The following is a 17,802-nucleotide window of genomic DNA, read 5'->3' on the forward strand; positions in this document are numbered from 1 at the left end:
GGTGTGCGGGGCCACGCGCTGTGCGCGGAGCTGAGCAATCCCTGGTCGGCCGCCGACACGGCGTGCACGAGAAGGGCCCTCATCTGCGGGAACGTCTGACGCTGCGATCCTGGGGGCGTGCTACTGCGGCGCGGTACGGTGCGGGCATGGAGCAGGAGACAGTGCCGGACGGGCCGTTGAACGACGCCGAGTGGGAGCAGTTCCGCCAGCTGTTGCGGCGCTACCTGCGGCATGAGCTCGATCAGTGGGAGACCTGGAAGACGGACACGCCGTACGGGCCGGCGTACGCGCTCCTCACCCGGGCGCTGCCGGCGGAGGCGATGCCGGAGTACTTCCAGTCGATCTGAGCGTGCCGCAGTCGCGACGGATTCGGTCGTATCTGACGAATAGTCATGACATTCACGCGGGGCGGGCGGGGCGGGCGGGGCGGGAATTCGTGGACGCATCCGTGGGTGGGAATCGGTGGGCGGTCGGTGGGGGTGGGCGGTGGCCGACTCCGGTTCGGGGGGCTGGAGTTCGGCGGGTGCGCAGGTCGGAATGCCGGGCAGGGGGACGGTCGCGAGTGGGGCGGGGGGTCGGGGTGGGTCTACTGGCTTGGCTGTTGCGGGGGTTGGAAAAGGAGCGTATGTGCCATGCCGCCGCATTAGCCCCCCGGACGTACATGACGGGTCGTCAGTCTCCTTTGCGGACAAGCAATCTGAAGGGCGACAAAGCCACTCGGGGTCGGGTTCGAACCGGCCAAAGCGGATGGCGATCGGGCCATCGCCGACAGCGCTGCTTGTTTGAGCGGGGGGCCCGATCAAGGATGAATCCGGTCCCGCCCCGGCTGCACCACGGTCCACGGGGGCATCGCACACGCCGGGACGCAACCCGTTCTCCACTTCGTCAGAGGAGCCCCACCATGCCGGAAGCGGTGCTCGACCTGGTCGGCGTCGGATTCGGACCGTCGAACCTGGCCGTCGCGCTCGCGCTGGACGAAGCGGGCGCGACGGCCGGGTGCGACGCGTTGTTCCTGGAGCGGCAGCCGGCCTTCGGCTGGCACACCGGAATGCTGCTGGACGAGGCGACGATGCAGGTCTCGTTCCTCAAGGACCTGGTCACCATGCGGAATCCGGCCAGCCCGCACAGCTACCTGTGCTACCTGCGGGACCGGGGCCGGCTCGCCGCGTTCATCAACCAGAAGTCGCTGTTCCCGCTGCGCACCGAGTTCCACGACTACCTCGCGTGGTGCGCCGAGCGGGTCGGGCACCTGGTGCGCTACGGCGCGCAGGTGGTGGACATCCGTCCGGTGTCCGGCCCGGACGGGGCCGTCGACCTGCTCGACGTCGTGGTGCACCGCGACGGGGCCGAGGAGGTGCACCGCACCCGGAACGTGGTGATCGCCGCCGGTCTGCAGCCCTGGCTGCCGGACGGCATCGAGCGGTCGGACCGGGTCTGGCACACCTCGGAACTGCTGCACCGGCTGCCGGAGTTCGAGTCCGTCGCGCCGCGCAGCCTCACCGTCGTCGGTGCCGGGCAGAGCGCCGCCGAGGCGGTGGCGCACCTGCACGGGAGGTTCCCGGAGGCCGAGGTGCGGGCCGTGTTCGGGCGCTACGGGTACAGCCCGGCGGACGACTCCCCGTTCGCGAACCAGATCTTCGACCCCGACGCCGTCGACGAGTACTACGTGGCGCCCGAGCACGTCCGCCGCCGGCTGGTCGACTACCACCGCAACACCAACTACGCGGTCGTGGACCTCGAACTGATCCAGGACCTGTACGCGCGGTCCTACCGGGAGCAGGTGCGGGGCACCCAGCCGCGGCTGGTCATGATGAACGTCAGCCGGCTCGCCTCGCTGTCGCAGGAGGCCGACGCGGTACGGCTGGTCGTGGAGCACCTGCCCACCGGGGAGCTGACCGAGTTCGAGACGGACGCGGTCGTGTTCGGCACCGGGTACCGCCCGGCCGATCCGCTCGCCCTGCTCGGCTCGTTGGCCGACCAGCTCAAGCTGGACGACCAGTCCCGCCCGCACCTCGACCGCGACTACCGGCTCGTCACCACCGACCGGATCCGCGCCGGGATCTACCTGCAGGGCCCGACGGAGCACACCCACGGCCTGGCCTCGACGCTGCTCTCGGTCACCGCGGTGCGCGCCGGCGAGATCCTCGCGGCCGTGACGGCCGCGGTTCCCGCCCAGGTCCTCACCGCGTCCGCCCGATGACCGGGGTCCCGGAGGCTTCCGGGAGGTCGGGCGGGCGCCCAGGAGAAAGGAGACGCACGAGATGTACGTTCCGAAGATCTACCAGTCCCCGGACGCCGAAGCCGTCCGGCTGATCCGCGAGTACCCGCTGGCCCTGCTGCTGAGCAACGGACCCGCGGCGCCGTTCGCCACGCACCTGCCCGTGATCTTCCCGCCGGCCGCCGAGCCCGAGGGGATCGAGTCGCTGAGCGGCGTCACGCTCTACGGCCACCTCAACCGGGCCAACCCGCACTGGGAGACGCTGTACGAGGGGCAGCACGCGACCCTGGTCTTCCAGGGCGCGAACGCCTACGTCTCCGCCGCCGTCTACGAGCAGACCCCGGCCGCCCCCACCTGGAACTTCGCCACCACCCACGTCCAGGGCCGCATCCACCCGATGCCCGCCCGGGAGGACGCGCTCGACGTGGTGCGCTGGACGGTGGCGGCCTTCGAGGCCGAGCACGGCCTCGGCTGGGACCCGGGCCCGTCGCTCGACTACTTCGACAAGATCGTCGACGGCGTCGGCGCCTTCCGCTTCACCGTCGAGTCGGTCGACACGATGCTCAAGCTCAGCCAGGAACAGGCCGACTGCACCAGGGACAAGGTGGTCGCGCACTTCGCCACCAGCCCGGTCGGGCTGCGCCGGGAGGTCAGCCACCTGATGAGGACCGCCGCCCCGACCGCCACCACCGGAGAGTGAGAGAGAACGTGACCGAAACCGCTGATGTCCTCATAGTCGGCCTGGGTGGGCTCGGCAGCGCCGCGGCCTACCACCTGGCCGCGCGCGGCAGCCGGGTGATCGGCATCGACCGGTTCGGGCCCGCGCACGCGCGCGGTGCGAGCCACGGCGAGAGCCGCGGGGTCTGGAAGGCGTACTTCATGGGCGCCGGGTACGTCCCGCTGCTCGACCGCGCCTACGACCTCTGGGACGAGCTCGGCGAGATCCGCGGCGAGACGCTGTTCCACCGCACCGGCGGGATCTGCGTCGGCCCGGCCGGCGGCGCGCTCGTGCCCGCCGCGCTCGCCTCGGCCCGGGAGGCGGGCCTGGAGTTCGAGTACCTGGAGAGCGACGAGATCCGCTCGCGCTTCCCGGAGTTCAACCCCGGGCCGGGCGACGTCGCCGTGTGGGACCCGTCCTCGGGTTACGTGCGTCCCGAGCAGGTCGTCACCGCGCACCTCGACCTCGCCCGCAAGCACGGCGCCGACCTGCGGTTCGACGAGAAGGTGCTGGACTTCTCGGACACCGGCAGCGGTGTGCGGGTGCGCACGGAGACCGGCGTGTACGAGGCCGACCGCCTGGTGGTCGCGGCCGGCGCCTGGGCCCCGCAGCTGCTCCCCGAGCTCCGGCCGCACATCAAGGTCCTGCGGAAGGTGATGCTCTGGTTCGACCCGATCTCGCGGGCCGAGGACTTCTACACCGGCCGTCAGCCGTACTGGATCTGGGAGGGCGAGAACGGCACGGTCGGCTACGGCCACCCGGCCGTCGACGGCCCCTCCGGCGGCGTCAAGGCCGGCATCCACAGCGGCGGCGAGCTCGCGGACCCGGACTCCCTCGACCGCCACGTCAGCACGCAGGACGTCGAGGCCGTGCGGGAGTTCCTGGCCAAGCGGATCCCGGCGCTGCCCGGCCGCTACCTGCGCAGCCGCGTCTGCATGTACGACAACTCGCCCGACCTGGGCTTCATCATCGGCCCGTCGGCCCAGAGCGACCGGATCACCGTCGCCGCCGGCACCTCGGGCCACGCCTTCAAGTTCGCCCCCGCGCTCGGTGAGGTGATCGCGCAGCTGGCCACCGAGGGCGCCAGCACCCACGACATCTCGCTGTTCGACCCGCGCCGCCTGACCGACGCGAACGCGTGACCGGCGCGGGCCGCACCGTGCACCGGGGCCTGACCATCGCCATCACCGGCACGCGTCAGGTCGAGTCGCGACGAGGCGTCCTGGCAGAGCTGTTCGAGCGCGTGCTCGCGCCGTTCGCCGACGGACCGGCCGCGGACCGCGGCTGGCTGCTCGGCGGCGCCGCGGGCGTCGACACCTCGGCGCTGCGCTTCCTGGCCGGTCGCGACGCCGGCCGGCTGGTCGTGGCCGTCCCCGTGCGGTGCGCCGACCAGCCGGCGGACGCGCGGGAGGCGATCGAGCAGGCGCACGCCGCGGGCCGCGTCGAACGGATCGTCGAGCTCGACCACCCCGAGGGCATCGGCCCGGCCGCGTTCACCACGCGCAACCGCTGGCTCGTCGACCACAGCGACCTCGTCATCGGCTTCCCGCTGACCGGCACCGATGACGGGTCGGGCACCTGGGAGACGCTCGCGTACGCGGCCGGACTCGGCAGGCCCTACCTCGTCGCTCCGCTCAGCTGACCCACCGATCCCCAACCCCCTTGAGGAGAACCACATGCCCATGATCCGCGTGCAGATGTTCCCCGGTCGCACCTCCGACCAGAAGGAAGCCCTCGTCAAGGAGGTGACCGAGGCGATCGTGCGCACCTGCGACGCCAAGCAGGAGGACGTCTGGGTGATCATCGACGAGGTCGACCGCGAGCACTGGGCGCTCGGCGGGACCATGTACTCCCGCCGCTAGGCGCGACCTGTCGCACCGTCAGCCGTCGCCGGGGCGCGGAGAGTCGCCCCGGCCGGCTGCACGCAGGCCGGCCGGCGGTCCTGATCGGTGCCCGGACGCCAATGAACTCCCTGCGGTCCGCAGGGAGTTCATTGCGCATCCCGGACGGGCCCGGGTCGGCCGCTGGTCAGGTCCGGTCGGCCGGTGCCTCCAGGGGGGTAGAACTGCCCCACCCAGCCGCGGTACTGGCCGATCGCGCCCTCCTCGGAGGTGAGCGCGGGGTCCGGCAGGTACCGCTTCCGGTTCCAGATCCGGGCGTCCTGGACCATGTGGTGGACCACGGTCCGCATGAGCGCCTGCCCCGCCACGGCGGACAGCGACATGGCGGCGGCCTTCCGGAGCAGGGGGGAGTCCGGGCGCGAGGCGGCGTCCGTCATGATGACCACCCGCAGCTGCGTCCGCCACGGCCCGACCGGGGTCGCCGTGACCACCACCCCCAGCGTCATGCCGATCTGGTGAAGCGTCACCTCACCTGATGCCAGGCCGAGTCCGGACAGAGCCAGGCCCTGCTCCACCCGGATGGTCCCCAGGCCGACGGAGAGCCTGATGGCCGCGCCGAAGGCGATGCGCAGCAGCGGCCCGTCCTCCAGCGGCGGCTTCACCTCACGGAGCGCGACGTTGTGCACGACCGCCTGGTGCTCGTAGTCGACGAAGCTCTCCATGACCTCCTGCGGGTGCGAGGTCAGGACCGTGCTCCAGGTGGCGGCGGGCGCGAACCGGTCGTCGGACAGCTCCGAAGGCTCCCAGGAGGGCGGCACGGCGTCGTGGCCGTGCCAGACGTAGACGACCCTGCCCCGCTCGCGCACGGGGTACTGCCCCAGCGCCGCCCGGGGCGGGGTGCCGCCCGGCGCCCTGACGCAGGACCCCTCGACGTCGAAGGCGAACCGGTGGAACGGGCACACCAGGTGCTCGCCGTCCACCGCCCCGCCGGCGCCGAGGTGGGCGCCCAGGTGGGGGCAGTGGGCGTCCACGACCCGCAGGACGCCGCCCCTGGTGCGGTAGAGGACGACGTCGCGCCCCATGAAGCGCCGGTTCACCACCGCGCCGGCCGGCACCTCGCGGGACAGCGCCAGGCAGAACCAGCCCGACGGGTACGGCAGCGGCGCCCGGTCCTCCGCTCCCACGGCAAGGTCGGCCCGCGACGGACCGGCTCCCGGCCGCAGGAGATCCCGGAGCCCGGCCAGCGATCGCCTGTTCAAGTCTTCCTCCTCGTTCCTCTGCTCACGGCCGCCACCCGGGCGGTCAGTCCTCTTCCTCCTGCGCCTTCTCGGCCGCGTAGGCGCCCACCAGGTCGTCGAAGCGGTACCGCCTGGGGGCGTACTCCCGGATCAGGTGCGCGTAGGCGAGCCCGGTGAGGGCCTGCATCGCCGCCAGGGTCGGCACCTCGGCCAGCCGGCCCGCCTCGGCGGCGGTGATCTCGCGCACCCGGTGCGCGCCGAGGACGCGGAACATGCGTGCTTCGGCGCAGGTCAGGCGCCGGTAGGACCACGAGAAGGCCGCCCGGATGTCGCCCGAGGCCCGGCCGCCGCGCAGCACGTTCAGCCGGTTCTGCTCGCTGCGCAGTTCGTCGGCCAGGTGGCGCAGCGGGACCATGGGCCTGCCGACCGCTCGGGTGGCCGCGATCACCAGCGCCAGGGGCAGCCGCGCGCACGCCTCGGTCACCTCGGCGAGGGCGGCGCTGTCGACGGCGAGGTCGCCGGCGGCCAGCCGGCTCGCGAGCAGGGCCGTCGCCTCGGCCCGGGAGGGCAGGTCCAGGGTGGTCAGCCGGGCGCCGTGCGAGGTCACCAGGCCGGTGAGCTTGCGGCGGCTGGTGATGATGACCATGCACTGCGGGCCGGCCGGGATCAGCGGCTGCACCTGCGCGCTGTCGTACGCGTTGTCGATCAGGATGAGCATCCGCCGCTGCGCGAGGGTGGTCCGGTACAGGTTGGCGTAGGCGGCCGGGCACATCGTGTCCGGCTCCGGCAGCCGGATCAGCGGGGCGAGGACGGACCGGATCGCCTGCTGGATGCCGACCGGGTCGGTCGCCGGGCCGAAGGCACCCAGGTCGATGTACAGCTGCCCGTCGGGGAAGCGGTCCGCGATCCGGTGGGCGAGGTGGAGGGCGAAGGCCGTCTTGCCGATCCCCGGGGGGCCGCACAGCACGGAGACCACCGGGGAGGAGCCGACCGGCGACATCCCGTCCGCCACCTCGGTGAGCATCCTGAGCTCGGCCTCGCGCCCGATGAAGTTCCGCGGCTCGGCCGGGAGTTGGTGGGGGACACCGACCAGCGGCCGGGGGACCTCGGGCCGCTGCGGGCGCGGCTCGCGCGCGGTGTCGGCGTGGATCCGCTGGGGCGGGACGGGCAGGGTCAGGGCCTGCAGCGGGTCGTCCGCCAGGATGAGCTGCTGAAGGTGCTGCAGCGGGCCCCCGGGGTCGATGCCGTAGTCCTCGACGAGGAGCCGGCGCGCCCGGGTGAAGGTGTCCAGCGCCTCCGCCCGCCTGCCGCACCGGTACAGGGCGAGGATGAGCTGCTCCCACCGGCGCTCCCGCAGCGGCTGCGCGGTGGTGAGCGACATCAGGAACGGCAGCAGTTCGTGGTGCTGACCGAGGGCCAGCCGGGCGTCCACCAGCGACTCCTGGACGGCGTGGCGGTGTTCGAGCAGTTCCGAGATGACCGGCTGCATGATCGGCGTGGCCGGGATGTCGGCCAGCGGCGGGTCGCCCCAGGTGTCCAGGGCGCGCAGGAACAGCCGGGCCGCGGCGTCGACGTCGCCCAGCAGCTGGGCCGTCCGCGCCTGCTGGGCCAGGCCCCGGAAGCGGTGCAGGTCCAGCACGTCGCCCTCGTGCAGGGCGAGGCCGTAGCCGTCGCGGCCGGTCTGCAGCCGGCCCTTGATCGGCGTCGCCTTGCGCAGGCCGTAGAGGTTGCTCCGGAGCGCGCCGCCCGGATCGCTGGGCAGGTCGGCTCCCCACAACGCGTCGGCGAGATATTCCTTGCTCACCCGGCGTTCGCTATTCAGTAAGAGGATGCACAGCGTGCTCCGCTGGCGGGGTCTCATAATTGCCAGGGGGTCGCCGCTCGCGGAACGCACCGTAGCCGACCCAAGGATTGCGAACTGCACTTACGCCCCCGTTCGAGTAGCAGTTCTCGTCAACCGGAACCCGTGAAGCACCTAGGTTCCGGACACACGATGCTATTGAATCAATATTTCGATGGTGGCCGTCAAGACCCGTCGGCGGTTTCCGCCAGGAGTGGCCGGGTCATGTTTGGAGTTCCGTTTGTGATCTTTGGTCAGCAATCGTCACCAGGGGGGGTCCGGCTCCGGCGCCCTGCCGGCGATCCCGGAGCGCCTTCCGGCGCGGACGATTGGCCGGGTTCAGTCGGTGAAAGTGGGGACGACCAGCGGGATCACGCTTCGATCACGCTCGAGTCACGCCCCCGTCGCGATCATGCCGATAGTCTGAGCTATCGCGAAAGGCGCTCATTTGTGTCGCATCAGTAAAACACTCGATCATTCATTATCGGCCCGTTTTTCAAATGGGCCGGAATGGCATTTGACGCACCTGGGAGGGTCGCATGCGCAACTCGCTTGCAGGCAAGAGGACCACCGCGAATCCCGGTGATGACATTCCCGTAGCGCCCGGCGGCCTCCCCGTCGTGGGTCACGCGGTGAAGGCCCTGCGCGACCCGCGGGGATTCCTGCGCTCGCTGCCCGCGCACGGCGACGTCATGAGCATCAGCGTCGGCCCGCTCAAGGCGGTGATGGTCTGCGACCCGGAGCTGACCTCGCAGATCCTCCTCAACGACCGCACCTACGACAAGGGCGGCCTGCTGTTCGACCGGGCCAAGGAGGTGTTCGGCGACGGCCTGGTGACCTGCCCGCACTCGATGCACCGGCGGGAGCGCCGGCTGGTCCAGCCCGCGTTCCACCGCAACCGGCTCTCCGGCTACGCCCAGGTGATGACCGAGGGCACGAGCCTGATGACCGGCAAGTGGCGCCACGGTCAGGTCCTGGACATGCCGGCGGAGATGCTCAGCCTGACGATGCACAACATGCTCCAGGCGATGCTCGGCGGGACGCTGCCCCCGCAGGACCTGCGCCAGCTGGTCAGCGACGCCATCGAGGTGCAGCACGCGACCTACCGGCAGACGTTCACGCCGGCCGTGCTGAACCGGATACCCACCCCGGGCAACCGGCGCTACCAGCGGGCCCTGGCCGGGCTCCACAACACCGTGACCGACATCATCGCCAAGGCCCAGGCCAACCCGGAGGACCACGGGGACCTGCTCTCGGCGCTCCTGGCGTCCCGCGACACCGGCGCCTCCGAGTGCCCGGTCGGCGGCGGCCAGAGCGAGCGTCTGAGCAGCGCCGAACTCCGCAACGAGGTGCTGACCTTCCTGGTGGCGGGTTCGGAGACGACGGCGATCGCGCTGTCTTGGGCGCTGTACCTGATCGCCCGTCACCCGGACATCCAGCAGCGGCTGTGGGCCGAGGTCGACCGCGTCCTGGAGGGCAAGCCGGTCTCCCTGGACCACCTGCCCGACCTGAAGCTCGCCGACCAGATCATCACCGAGACGCTGCGGCTGTACCCGCCGGCCGGAATGATCTGGACCCGGATCGTCACGGCGGACACCCGCCTGGGCGACTACGACATCCCGGCCGGCACGACCATCGCGTACAGCCCCTACGCGATGCACCGCCTGCCGCACTACTACCCGAACCCCGACGCCTTCGACCCCGACCGCTGGGACGCCGAGAAGCGGCACTCGACCCCGCGCAACAACGCCTTCCTCACCTTCGGCGGCGGCGCGCGCAAGTGCATCGGCGACCAGTTCGCCGTCACCGAGGCCGTGCTGGCGCTGGCGGACATCGCCTCCCGCTGGCGGCTGGAGCCGATGCCCGGCCAGGGGCACCCGGCCATCACCCCCTCGATGGGGCCGCGTGACCTCAAGATGCGACTGACCGCCAGGGCAGCCGCATAAGCGCACAGAACACGGCGCGAGCGCATGAACCAACCCGGGTCGGCGAGGCTGTTCCCGCCGCCCGGGGGGACCGGTGGGCCGCTCGCGCGGGTCGCCCGTGCCCTGGAGTGGGGAAGCCTCCAGGGCTCCGGGGCGCACCCGTCGATCTCCGGCAACGCGGTGGCGTTCCCACGGTGTGACGCGGCGCAAGCCCGCAGGACACCGTGCGGTGGACCGTGCCCCGCCGAACCCGGTCTTCTCCACTCCCTACCGGACACCGGTCCCCGAACGGGGACCGGTGCGAGTTTCCGAGAACCACGAGCAGCCGCGCGGACGGCTACAGGATCCCCTGTCCGGAAACGCGAGATGTGAAAGGCAGGCGCAGTAATGGTGAGTCAGGAACGAGGCGGCATGAGCGGTGCCAGGACTGCCGAGGGCACGGGGGAGCCTGTCGCGGTGATCGGGGTGGGTCTGCGCCTCCCGGGGGGGATCACCACCCTGGGCGGGCTGTGGGCGGCCCTGGCCGGCGGCGAGGACCTCGTCACGTCGGTACCCGGTGACCGGTTCAGCACCGACGATTTCGTGATCGACGGCGGCGGGGTGCGGCCGGGGAAGGCCTACACCGGCGCGGCCGGGATCTTCGGGGACGTCTGGGGGTTCGACCCGGAATACTTCGGCATCTCGCCGAAGGAGGCCGCCCAGATCGACCCGCAGCAGCGGTTGCTGCTGGAGTGCGCGGTGGAGGCCTTCGACGACGGCGGCGTCGACCCGCGGCTGCTGGCGGGTTCGGACGTGGCGGTCGTGATGGGCCTGACCGTCCAGGACTACTGGGGCCTGCTGCTGCGCCGCCCCGGGGTGATGAACTCGTTCGCCCCCACCGGAACCGGGGCGTTCAGTGCGGCGAACCGCCTGTCCTACCTGTTCGACTTCCACGGGCCGTCCCACACGGTCGACACGGCCTGCTCCTCCTCCCTGACGGCCCTTCACCTGGCGGCCGAGACGGTCCGTTCGGGCCGTTGCGACGTCGCGCTGGCCGGTGGCGTGAACCTGGTGCTCGGCCCGGGCGGGCACGTCATCTCCAGCCAGGCGTCGATGCTCTCCCCGACGGGGCGCTGCCACTCGTTCTCGCAGGACGGCGACGGCTTCGTCCGGTCCGAGGGCGCGGGCGTCGTGCTGCTGAAGACCCTGAGCCGCGCCCTGGCCGACGGCGACCGGGTGCACGCGGTGATCAGGTCGTCGGTGGTCAACGCCGACGGCCGGACCCTCGGGATGTCCATGCCGGGCGCGGACGCGCAGGCGGCGATGCTGGAGCGCGCGTACGCCGAGTCGGGGGTGACCGCCGACCAGGTGTCGTACGTGGAGGCCCACGGGACCGGCACGGCCGCGGGCGACCCGGCGGAGTGCGAGGCCCTGGGACGGGTGCTGGGCCGGCGGCGCAGCGGGAAGCCGCTGCCGATCGGTTCGGTGAAGTCGAACCTGGGACACCTGGAGGCCGCGGCCGGCATGGCGGGCCTGTTCAAGGCCCTGCTGGTGCTGCGCGAGCAGCGGGTGCCCGCGACCCTGCACGCGCAGCCGCTGAACCGGTCGATCGACTTCGGCGGGCTGGGGCTCGACCCGGTGACGGCGATGCAGCCGCTGGACGGCGGCCCCGGCGTGCGGCGCATCGCCGGCGTGAACTCGTTCGGCATCGGCGGCGCGAACGCGCACGTGGTGCTGGAGCTGCTGGACGCGCAGCCGGCCCCGGGCGCCGACGCGGGCGCGTCCGCCCCGGCGGGCGCGGCCGTGCCGGTGGTGGTCACCGGCCGCACCGAGGCGGCGCTGCGCGAGTCGGCGCTGGCGATGGCCGACCACCTGGAGGCCATCGACGACTCCGCCCTGGCGGACGTCGGGTACACCACCGTGCGGCGGCGCGAGCGCCGCGAGCTGAGCGCGGCCGTGCTGGCCACCAGCGGCGCGGCGGCCGCGCAGGCGCTGCGGGAGCTGGCGGAGAAGGGCGCGTCGGACGCGGCGGCCTCGGCCGTCAGCACCTCCCGCGGACGCGTCGGGTTCGTCTTCAGCGGCAACGGCACCCAGTGGCCGCGGATGGGCGCGGAGCTGCTGGGGCACGACGCCGCCTTCACCGCCGAGGTCCAGGCCGTCAGCCGCGAACTGGAGCCGCTGCTCGGCTGGTCGGTCGAGGCCGAGATGGCCACGCCCGACAACGCCCGGTGGGCGCTGACCGAGGTGGCGCAGCCGATGCTGTTCGCGCTGCAGGCCGGCCTGGTCATGTCGCTGCGCGAGCGGGGCGTGCTCCCGCACGCGGTCTGCGGCCACAGCGTCGGCGAGGTCGCGGCCGCCTACTGCGCCGGCGTGCTCGACCGCTCCCAGGCGTGCCGCGTGATCGCGCACCGCAGCCTCTCGCAGGCGCCCACCTTCGGGACCGGGCGGATGGCGGCCGTGGTGCTGTCGCCCGCGCAGGCCCAGCGCCTGCTCGACGAGACGGGGTCGGCCGACCGCGTGGTGGTCGCGGCCGTGAACTCCCGCAACGACGTCACCCTGGCCGGCGACAGCGAGACGCTGGAGGCCCTCGAGGACCGCTGCGTCGCCGACAGCGTGTCCTTCCGGTTCCTGCGCCTGGACTACCCCTTCCACAGCCCGGCCATGGACGCGGTCCGCGGCCCGCTGAAGGAGGGCCTGGGCGAGCTCGCGGCCGGTCCGGGCGAGATCCCGCTGATCTCCACCGTCACCGGCCGCGCGGTCGCGGACCAGGAGATGGACGCCGACTACTGGTGGCGCAACGTGCGCGAGCCGGTCCAGTTCGCCGGTGCGGTCGCGGCGCTGGTCGGCGAGGAGCACGGCTGCGACGTCCTGGTCGAGGTCGGCCCCCACCCGGCGCTCAGCGGCTACCTGCGCCGCATCGCCATCGACGAGGGCGCTTCGGTGGAGGTCGCGTCGACGCTGACCCGGATCAGCGCCGGTCCGCAGACCCTGGGCGGCACCGTGCTGCGCGCGGTCGCGGCCGGGGCGCAGCTGGACTGGGACCGGTTCTTCCCCCGGGGCGGTCGCGTCGTCGACGTGCCGGCCTACGCGTGGCAGCGCCAGCGCTTCCAGCTGGGCGACCCCTCGTGGTGGTCCGACCACGAGATCGCGCCGGCGCCGCAGCCGCCCGCGTCCAACCCGCTGCTCGGCCGGCGCCTGCTCGCGGGCGACCCGACCTGGGGCCGGGAGCAGAGCGCGGCCTGGATCGGTGACCACAAGGTCGGCGAGGCCGTCGTCATGCCCGGCACGGGCTTCCTCGACATGGCGCTGTCGGCGGCCCGCGAGGTGCACGGCGGCCCCGTCGAACTGCTCGACATAGCCATCGCCCGGTCGCTGGTCCTGCCCAGCGAGCCCGGCGCGGCCCCGGTGCGCACCACCACCACCGTCCGCCCCGACGGGACCTTCGTCGTCGCCGGGCACACCGGGCACGACATCGAGGCCGTCCAGCACGTGAACGGGCGCTGGCGCGGCCTGGCCGACGGCCGGCCCGCTCCGCTGGACCTGGCCGCCCTCGCCGGGCGGATCAGCGAGAGCGTCGACATGTCCGACCACTACGGGGCCTGCACCGCGGTCTCGCTGCACTACGGGCCGGCCTTCCAGACGCTGGAGACGCTGGCCGTCCAGGACAGCGAAGGCCTGGCGCGGCTGCGCACGGACCGGTTCGCCGACAGCGAGCACCAGGCTCGCGTGGTCCTGCTCGACGGCTGCCTCCAGGCGATGCTGCCGCTGTCCGCCCGCGCCGTCACCGGCTCCGCGCAGCCCTACGTCCCGCACCTGCCGGTGTCGATGGGCAGCGTCCGCGTCTGGGGCCCGCTGCCCGCCACCGTCGTGGCGCACATGCGGCTGACGGCCGTGGTCGAGACCGGCCTCATGTGCGACATCACCGTCTGCGACACCGACGGGACGGTCCTGCTCGACCTGGTGGACGTGTACGCGCGGCGCATCGAGAACACCGGTTCGCCCGCGCCCCGGGTCTACAACGAGGTGCTCAGGGCCCGCCCGCGGATGACCGCGCTGCCCGGCACCCCCAGCCCGCTGCCCGCGCCCGCCCGGGTCATCGAGGACTGCGTCCCGGTCGTCACCCGGCTCGACGAGGCGTTCCGGGAGGCCGGCTACAGCGGCCACATGGAGCGGTCCCGGCAGCTGAGCGCGCAGTTCATGGCGGCCGCGGTGGACCGCATCCTGGAGTCCGCGGTGGCACGGGGCGCGATCGAGCCCGCCGGCCCGGCCGGCGAGCGGGCCTTCACCATGGACGACCTGAGGAGCGCGGGCGTCCGGGAGAGCCTGTGCAAGATGGTCGAGACGATGCTGGCGATCGCGGTCCGGTACGGGCTGGTGACCGCTCGTCCGGAGGGCGGCTGGCAGCAGAGCGGCACCCCGGTTCCCGAGGAGCTCCTGCAGGCCTGGCTCGCCGAGTTCCCCGAGCTGATCGTGATGTGGCAGGCCGCCGCCTGGGTCGGCCGCAGCCTGCCCAGCGTCCTCACCGGTGAGGCGGAGGGCCTGGAGGTCCTGTTCGGCGAGTCCGGTCCGATCGCCGCGCAGGTCTACAACCACGACCCGGGGCTCACCTACCTGTCGGACGCCGCCGTGGCGTACCTCAGCACCGCCCTGGCCGACTGGCCGGCCGACCGGCCGCTGCGGATCCTCGAGATCGGCGCCGGCACCGGCGGCTTCACCGCCCGGATCCTGCCCCACCTGCCGGCCGACCGCACGCACTACGTCTACACCGACGTCTCCTCGGCGTTCTTCCCCAAGGCCGAGGCCCGCTTCGCCGCCTTCAACTTCCTGGAGTACCGCGCGCTCGACCTGGGCGTCGACCCGCTCGACCAGGGGTTCGTGGCGGGCTCCTTCGACCTCGTCATCGCGAGCAACGCCCTGCACACGACCACCGACATCACCCGGGGCATGCGCCACGCCGCCACGCTGCTGGACGACAACGGCCAGCTCGTCGCCCTCGAGATGCACAGCAACGCCTACGTGGCGACCCTGTTCGGCATCCTGGACTCCTTCTGGGACTCCACCGACACCGAACTGCGGCCGGCCGGCGCGGCGCTGACCCGCGATCAGTGGGCGCCGGTGCTGGAGCAGGCGGGCTTCTCCACCAGCGCGTTCCTGAGCGCGCAGCCGGACGTGGAGGGCGTTCCCGCCTCGGTGATCGCGGCGGTGCGCGCCACGGGCGCCGAACCCGCCGGCGAGCAGTGGGAGCAGGAGGCGGACGTCGCGACCTCCCCGTGCCTGCTGATCACCGAGAACGGGAACGGCTCGGCCGAGGGCCTGGGCGCCCTCGTGGCAGCCGCCCTGACCGCCACGGGAGCCCGCGAGGTGGCGGTCTCGGCCTTCCAGCCGCAGACGGACTGGGCGGCCCTGCTGCCGGCCGCCGGGCCGGTCGACGTCGTGCTGATCGCCGACGACACCGAGCCGGCGACGGCCGAGCAGATCACCGCGCGGGTCGCCCGGGCCTGTGCGGAGCTGAGCGCCCTGGCCGGCGACTGCGCGCGGGCCGGCGGTGACCTCCAGCCCACCCTGTGGCTGGTCGCGTCGACGACCGCCGACAGCCTGGACGCCCCGATGACGCACACCGGTGCGGCCCTGTGGGGTGCCACCCGCAGCCTGGCCAACGAGCAGCCGCTGGTGACGGTCCGCAGGATCCGCGTCGTCGGCGGGACCGCGGGGTCGGCGGAGCAGGCGGCCGGCCACGTGGCGTACGAGATCACCCACCCCGACGCCGAGGACGAGTGCGTGATCACCGCGCACGGCCGGTTCGCCGTGCGGGTGCAGGCGGTGCCGGAGACCCGGCGGACCCGTGCCCACGGCACCACCGCGCAGTTCGCGCTGACCGTGCACGGCGAGGCGGGCGCCCCGCCCCGGCTGGTCTGGCAGGACAGCGGCATCCCCGCCCCCGGGCCGGGGGAGATCACCGTGCGGGTGCAGGCCGCGGCCCTCAACGGCAGGGACGCCCTCTTCACCACCGGGCGCCTGCTCCCGCCGCGCGGCGCGCGTCCGGGCGACGTCCACCTCGGCTGCGAGGGCACGGGCGTGGTGACCGCCGTCGCGGACGACGTCACCGGCGTCGTCCCGGGCGACCGGGTCGCCGGGATCACGGCCGGCGGCTGGCTGGCCTCGCACATCAACCTGCGCGCCGACCGGGTGGTGAAGCTGCCCGAGCAGGTCACCTCCGTCGCGGCGGCGACCCTGCTCACCGCCCAGCTGACCACGCACCACGTCCTGGGCCACCTGGCCGACCTGGGACCGGAGGACAGCGTCCTGGTCCTGGGCGGGTCCGACGCGACCGGGCTGGCGGCCATCGACTTCGCCCGGCGCGCCGGGAGCCGCGTCATCGTCGGCGCCGCGACGCCGGCGCTGCGCGCGCTGCTGAGCCTGCCGGGGATCGACCACGTGGTGGACTCGGGTGCTCCCGGCTTCGCCGAGGAGGTCCGCCAGGTCACCGGGGGCGGCGTCGACGTCATCCTCAACCTCGGCGCCATCACGCCGGACCTGCGCCAGCGCGCGCTGGACCTGCTGACGCCGGGTGGGCACTTCTTCGACGTGGCGCCGACCCCGGCGCCGCTGCAGATGCCGTCCCTGGAGCGCGGCGCCACCGTGCACGCCGTCGACGTGGTCAGCTGGTTCGAGCAGCCCTCCGCCAGGGTGGACCGCTGCCTGCAGGACCTGCAGAAGATGATCGACAGCGGCGAGTGCGGCACGGTGCCCCACACGGTCTACTCCGCGGACCGGATCCACGAGGCCATGGACGGCGTCCTGGCCGGCCAGGGGGCCGGCAAGACGGTCATCCTGCTCGAGGACGGCGTCCCGCTGGACCGCGCCGCCGACGCGCCGGTGCTGGACGCCACGGCGACCTACCTGGTCGCCGGCGGTCTCGACGGCTTCGGCGCCGAGACCGCCCGGCACCTGGTCCGCCGGGGGGCGCGCCACCTCACGCTCGTCAGCCGGCGCGGCACCGCGGACAACCAGAACGCCGCCGCCCTGGTCAGCAGCCTGAACGCCCAGGGCGTCCAGGTGGAGGCGCGCGCCGTCGACGTCTCCGACCCGGAGACCGTCGACCAGCTGTTCCGCGACATCGACGCGGGCGGACGCCGGCTCGCCGGGGTGATCCACGCCGCCATGGTCCTCGACGACGGCGAGATCACCGACCTGTCCGCCGAGCGGTACCTCACCGTCCTCAACCCCAAGCTCACCGGAGCGCTCCTGCTCGACGCCCACGCCCGCAAGCGGGACCTCGACTTCTTCGTCATGTACTCGTCCTTCGCCGCGCTGCTGGGCAACCGGCGGCAGGCCTCCTACGCCGCGGCCAGCCTCGCGCTGGAGAACATCGCGCACCAGCGCCGGCACGACGGCCTGCCCGCCACCGTCCTGCAGTTCGGTGCCATCTCCGACGTCGGCTACGTGCTCCGCACCGGGATCACCTCGGTGATGAGCGACTACGGCATCCTGCCCATGACCTCGGCCCAGGCCCTGGACCGGCTCGACATGCTGCTCCACGACCCGGACACCACGGTCTCCGCGGTGGTCGCCGAGTCCCGGGGCCGGGAGCAGGCGCTGATGGCCTTCCTCCCCGCGGTCACCGCGCCGCGCACCGCGATGCTGGTGCACACGGCGGACGCCGGCGACGACGACAGCCTGCTGCCGCGCCTGCGGGCCGCCGCCAGCGCCGAGGAGGCCCGCCCGATCCTGCTGGAGGCCCTCACCGCCTGGCTGGCCTCCGGTCTCCACACCACGCCGGAGCGCGTCGACGTCGGCCGCCGCATCGACCAGCTCGGCGCCGACTCACTGACCGCCACCGAACTCATCGGCCACATCCGCCGCCACACCGGTTGCGCGATCCCGGCCCCCGAGGTGATGACCGCCTCGCTGACCGGCATCGCCACCACCGTCCTCAACCAGCTCCGCCCCGACAGCCAGTCCTGACGACCCCGTGCCGGGGTGCGGCCGAACCGGCCGCACCCCGGCCGGGCCGCGGGACCGGCAGCGCAACCGCATACCAGT

The 17,802-nt window shown here is 73.1% G+C and carries 10 protein-coding genes; 8 read left to right on the plus strand and 2 right to left on the minus strand.

The features are described from left to right. The first annotated feature begins 146 nt into the window (after nt 1-146). The 6 genes from ACFYXH_RS10060 to ACFYXH_RS10085 all read left to right on the plus strand — a co-directional run bounded on the left by ACFYXH_RS10060 (nt 147) and on the right by ACFYXH_RS10085 (nt 4,798). Complete coding sequence (locus ACFYXH_RS10060; RefSeq protein ID WP_389561602.1) at nt 147-347, plus strand: hypothetical protein; 201 nt, start codon at nt 147-149, stop codon at nt 345-347. Between the two features lie 554 nt (nt 348-901). Continuing rightward, entirely contained in the window at nt 902-2,200 is a 1,299-nt protein-coding gene (locus ACFYXH_RS10065; protein ID WP_389561603.1) for a lysine N(6)-hydroxylase/L-ornithine N(5)-oxygenase family protein, read from the plus strand. Nucleotides 2,201-2,261: 61 nt separating this feature from the next. Then, complete coding sequence (locus tag ACFYXH_RS10070; RefSeq protein ID WP_389561604.1) at nt 2,262-2,918, plus strand: FMN-binding negative transcriptional regulator; 657 nt, start codon at nt 2,262-2,264, stop codon at nt 2,916-2,918. An 8-nt stretch (nt 2,919-2,926) separates the two neighbouring features. Then, complete coding sequence (gene solA / locus ACFYXH_RS10075; RefSeq protein ID WP_389561605.1) at nt 2,927-4,078, plus strand: N-methyl-L-tryptophan oxidase; 1,152 nt, start codon at nt 2,927-2,929, stop codon at nt 4,076-4,078. Continuing rightward, on the plus strand, nt 4,075-4,578 hold the full coding sequence (locus ACFYXH_RS10080; RefSeq protein ID WP_389561606.1) for a hypothetical protein: 504 nt from the start codon (nt 4,075-4,077) through the stop codon (nt 4,576-4,578). The genes solA and ACFYXH_RS10080 overlap by 4 nt, the downstream gene beginning before the upstream one ends. A gap of 34 nt (nt 4,579-4,612) precedes the next feature. Continuing rightward, nucleotides 4,613-4,798 carry a 2-hydroxymuconate tautomerase gene (locus ACFYXH_RS10085; protein WP_073923219.1) on the plus strand — a complete coding sequence of 62 codons (186 nt, stop codon included), beginning with the start codon at nt 4,613-4,615 and terminating at the stop codon, nt 4,796-4,798. Between the two features lie 128 nt (nt 4,799-4,926). On the opposite strand, the gene ACFYXH_RS10090 is transcribed toward ACFYXH_RS10085, so the two are convergent. Together ACFYXH_RS10090 and ACFYXH_RS10095 are read right to left on the minus strand one after the other, a co-directional pair. Then, nucleotides 4,927-6,036: a Rieske 2Fe-2S domain-containing protein gene (locus ACFYXH_RS10090; RefSeq protein WP_389561607.1), complete on the minus strand. Its 1,110-nt coding sequence runs from the start codon at nt 6,034-6,036 to the stop codon at nt 4,927-4,929. Between the two features lie 43 nt (nt 6,037-6,079). Then, the gene (locus ACFYXH_RS10095; RefSeq protein WP_389561608.1) at nt 6,080-7,819 is read right to left on the minus strand and encodes a BTAD domain-containing putative transcriptional regulator; all 1,740 of its coding nucleotides are present in this window, start codon (nt 7,817-7,819) and stop codon (nt 6,080-6,082) included. 575 nt (nt 7,820-8,394) lie between these two features. Here ACFYXH_RS10095 and ACFYXH_RS10100 point away from each other — a divergent pair. Then, entirely contained in the window at nt 8,395-9,801 is a 1,407-nt protein-coding gene (locus tag ACFYXH_RS10100) for a cytochrome P450 (protein WP_389561609.1), read from the plus strand. Between the two features lie 390 nt (nt 9,802-10,191). Beyond that, nucleotides 10,192-17,724, plus strand: coding sequence for an SDR family NAD(P)-dependent oxidoreductase (locus ACFYXH_RS10105; protein ID WP_389561610.1), 7,533 nt, complete (start codon nt 10,192-10,194; stop codon nt 17,722-17,724). The last annotated feature ends 78 nt before the right edge of the window (nt 17,725-17,802 follow it).

It is taken from the genome of Streptomyces sp. NPDC002730 (genome assembly GCF_042888805.1).
Taxonomy (GTDB): Bacteria; Actinomycetota; Actinomycetes; order Streptomycetales; family Streptomycetaceae; genus Streptomyces.

Coding starts and splice junctions, on each gene's coding strand:
- ACFYXH_RS10060 (WP_389561602.1), top strand. CDS start 147: ATGGAGCAGGAGACAGTGCCGGACGGGCCGTTGAACGACGCCGAGTGG.
- ACFYXH_RS10065 (WP_389561603.1), top strand. CDS start 902: ATGCCGGAAGCGGTGCTCGACCTGGTCGGCGTCGGATTCGGACCGTCG.
- ACFYXH_RS10070 (WP_389561604.1), top strand. CDS start 2,262: ATGTACGTTCCGAAGATCTACCAGTCCCCGGACGCCGAAGCCGTCCGG.
- ACFYXH_RS10085 (WP_073923219.1), top strand. CDS start 4,613: ATGCCCATGATCCGCGTGCAGATGTTCCCCGGTCGCACCTCCGACCAG.
- ACFYXH_RS10100 (WP_389561609.1), top strand. CDS start 8,395: ATGCGCAACTCGCTTGCAGGCAAGAGGACCACCGCGAATCCCGGTGAT.
- ACFYXH_RS10105 (WP_389561610.1), top strand. CDS start 10,192: ATGAGCGGTGCCAGGACTGCCGAGGGCACGGGGGAGCCTGTCGCGGTG.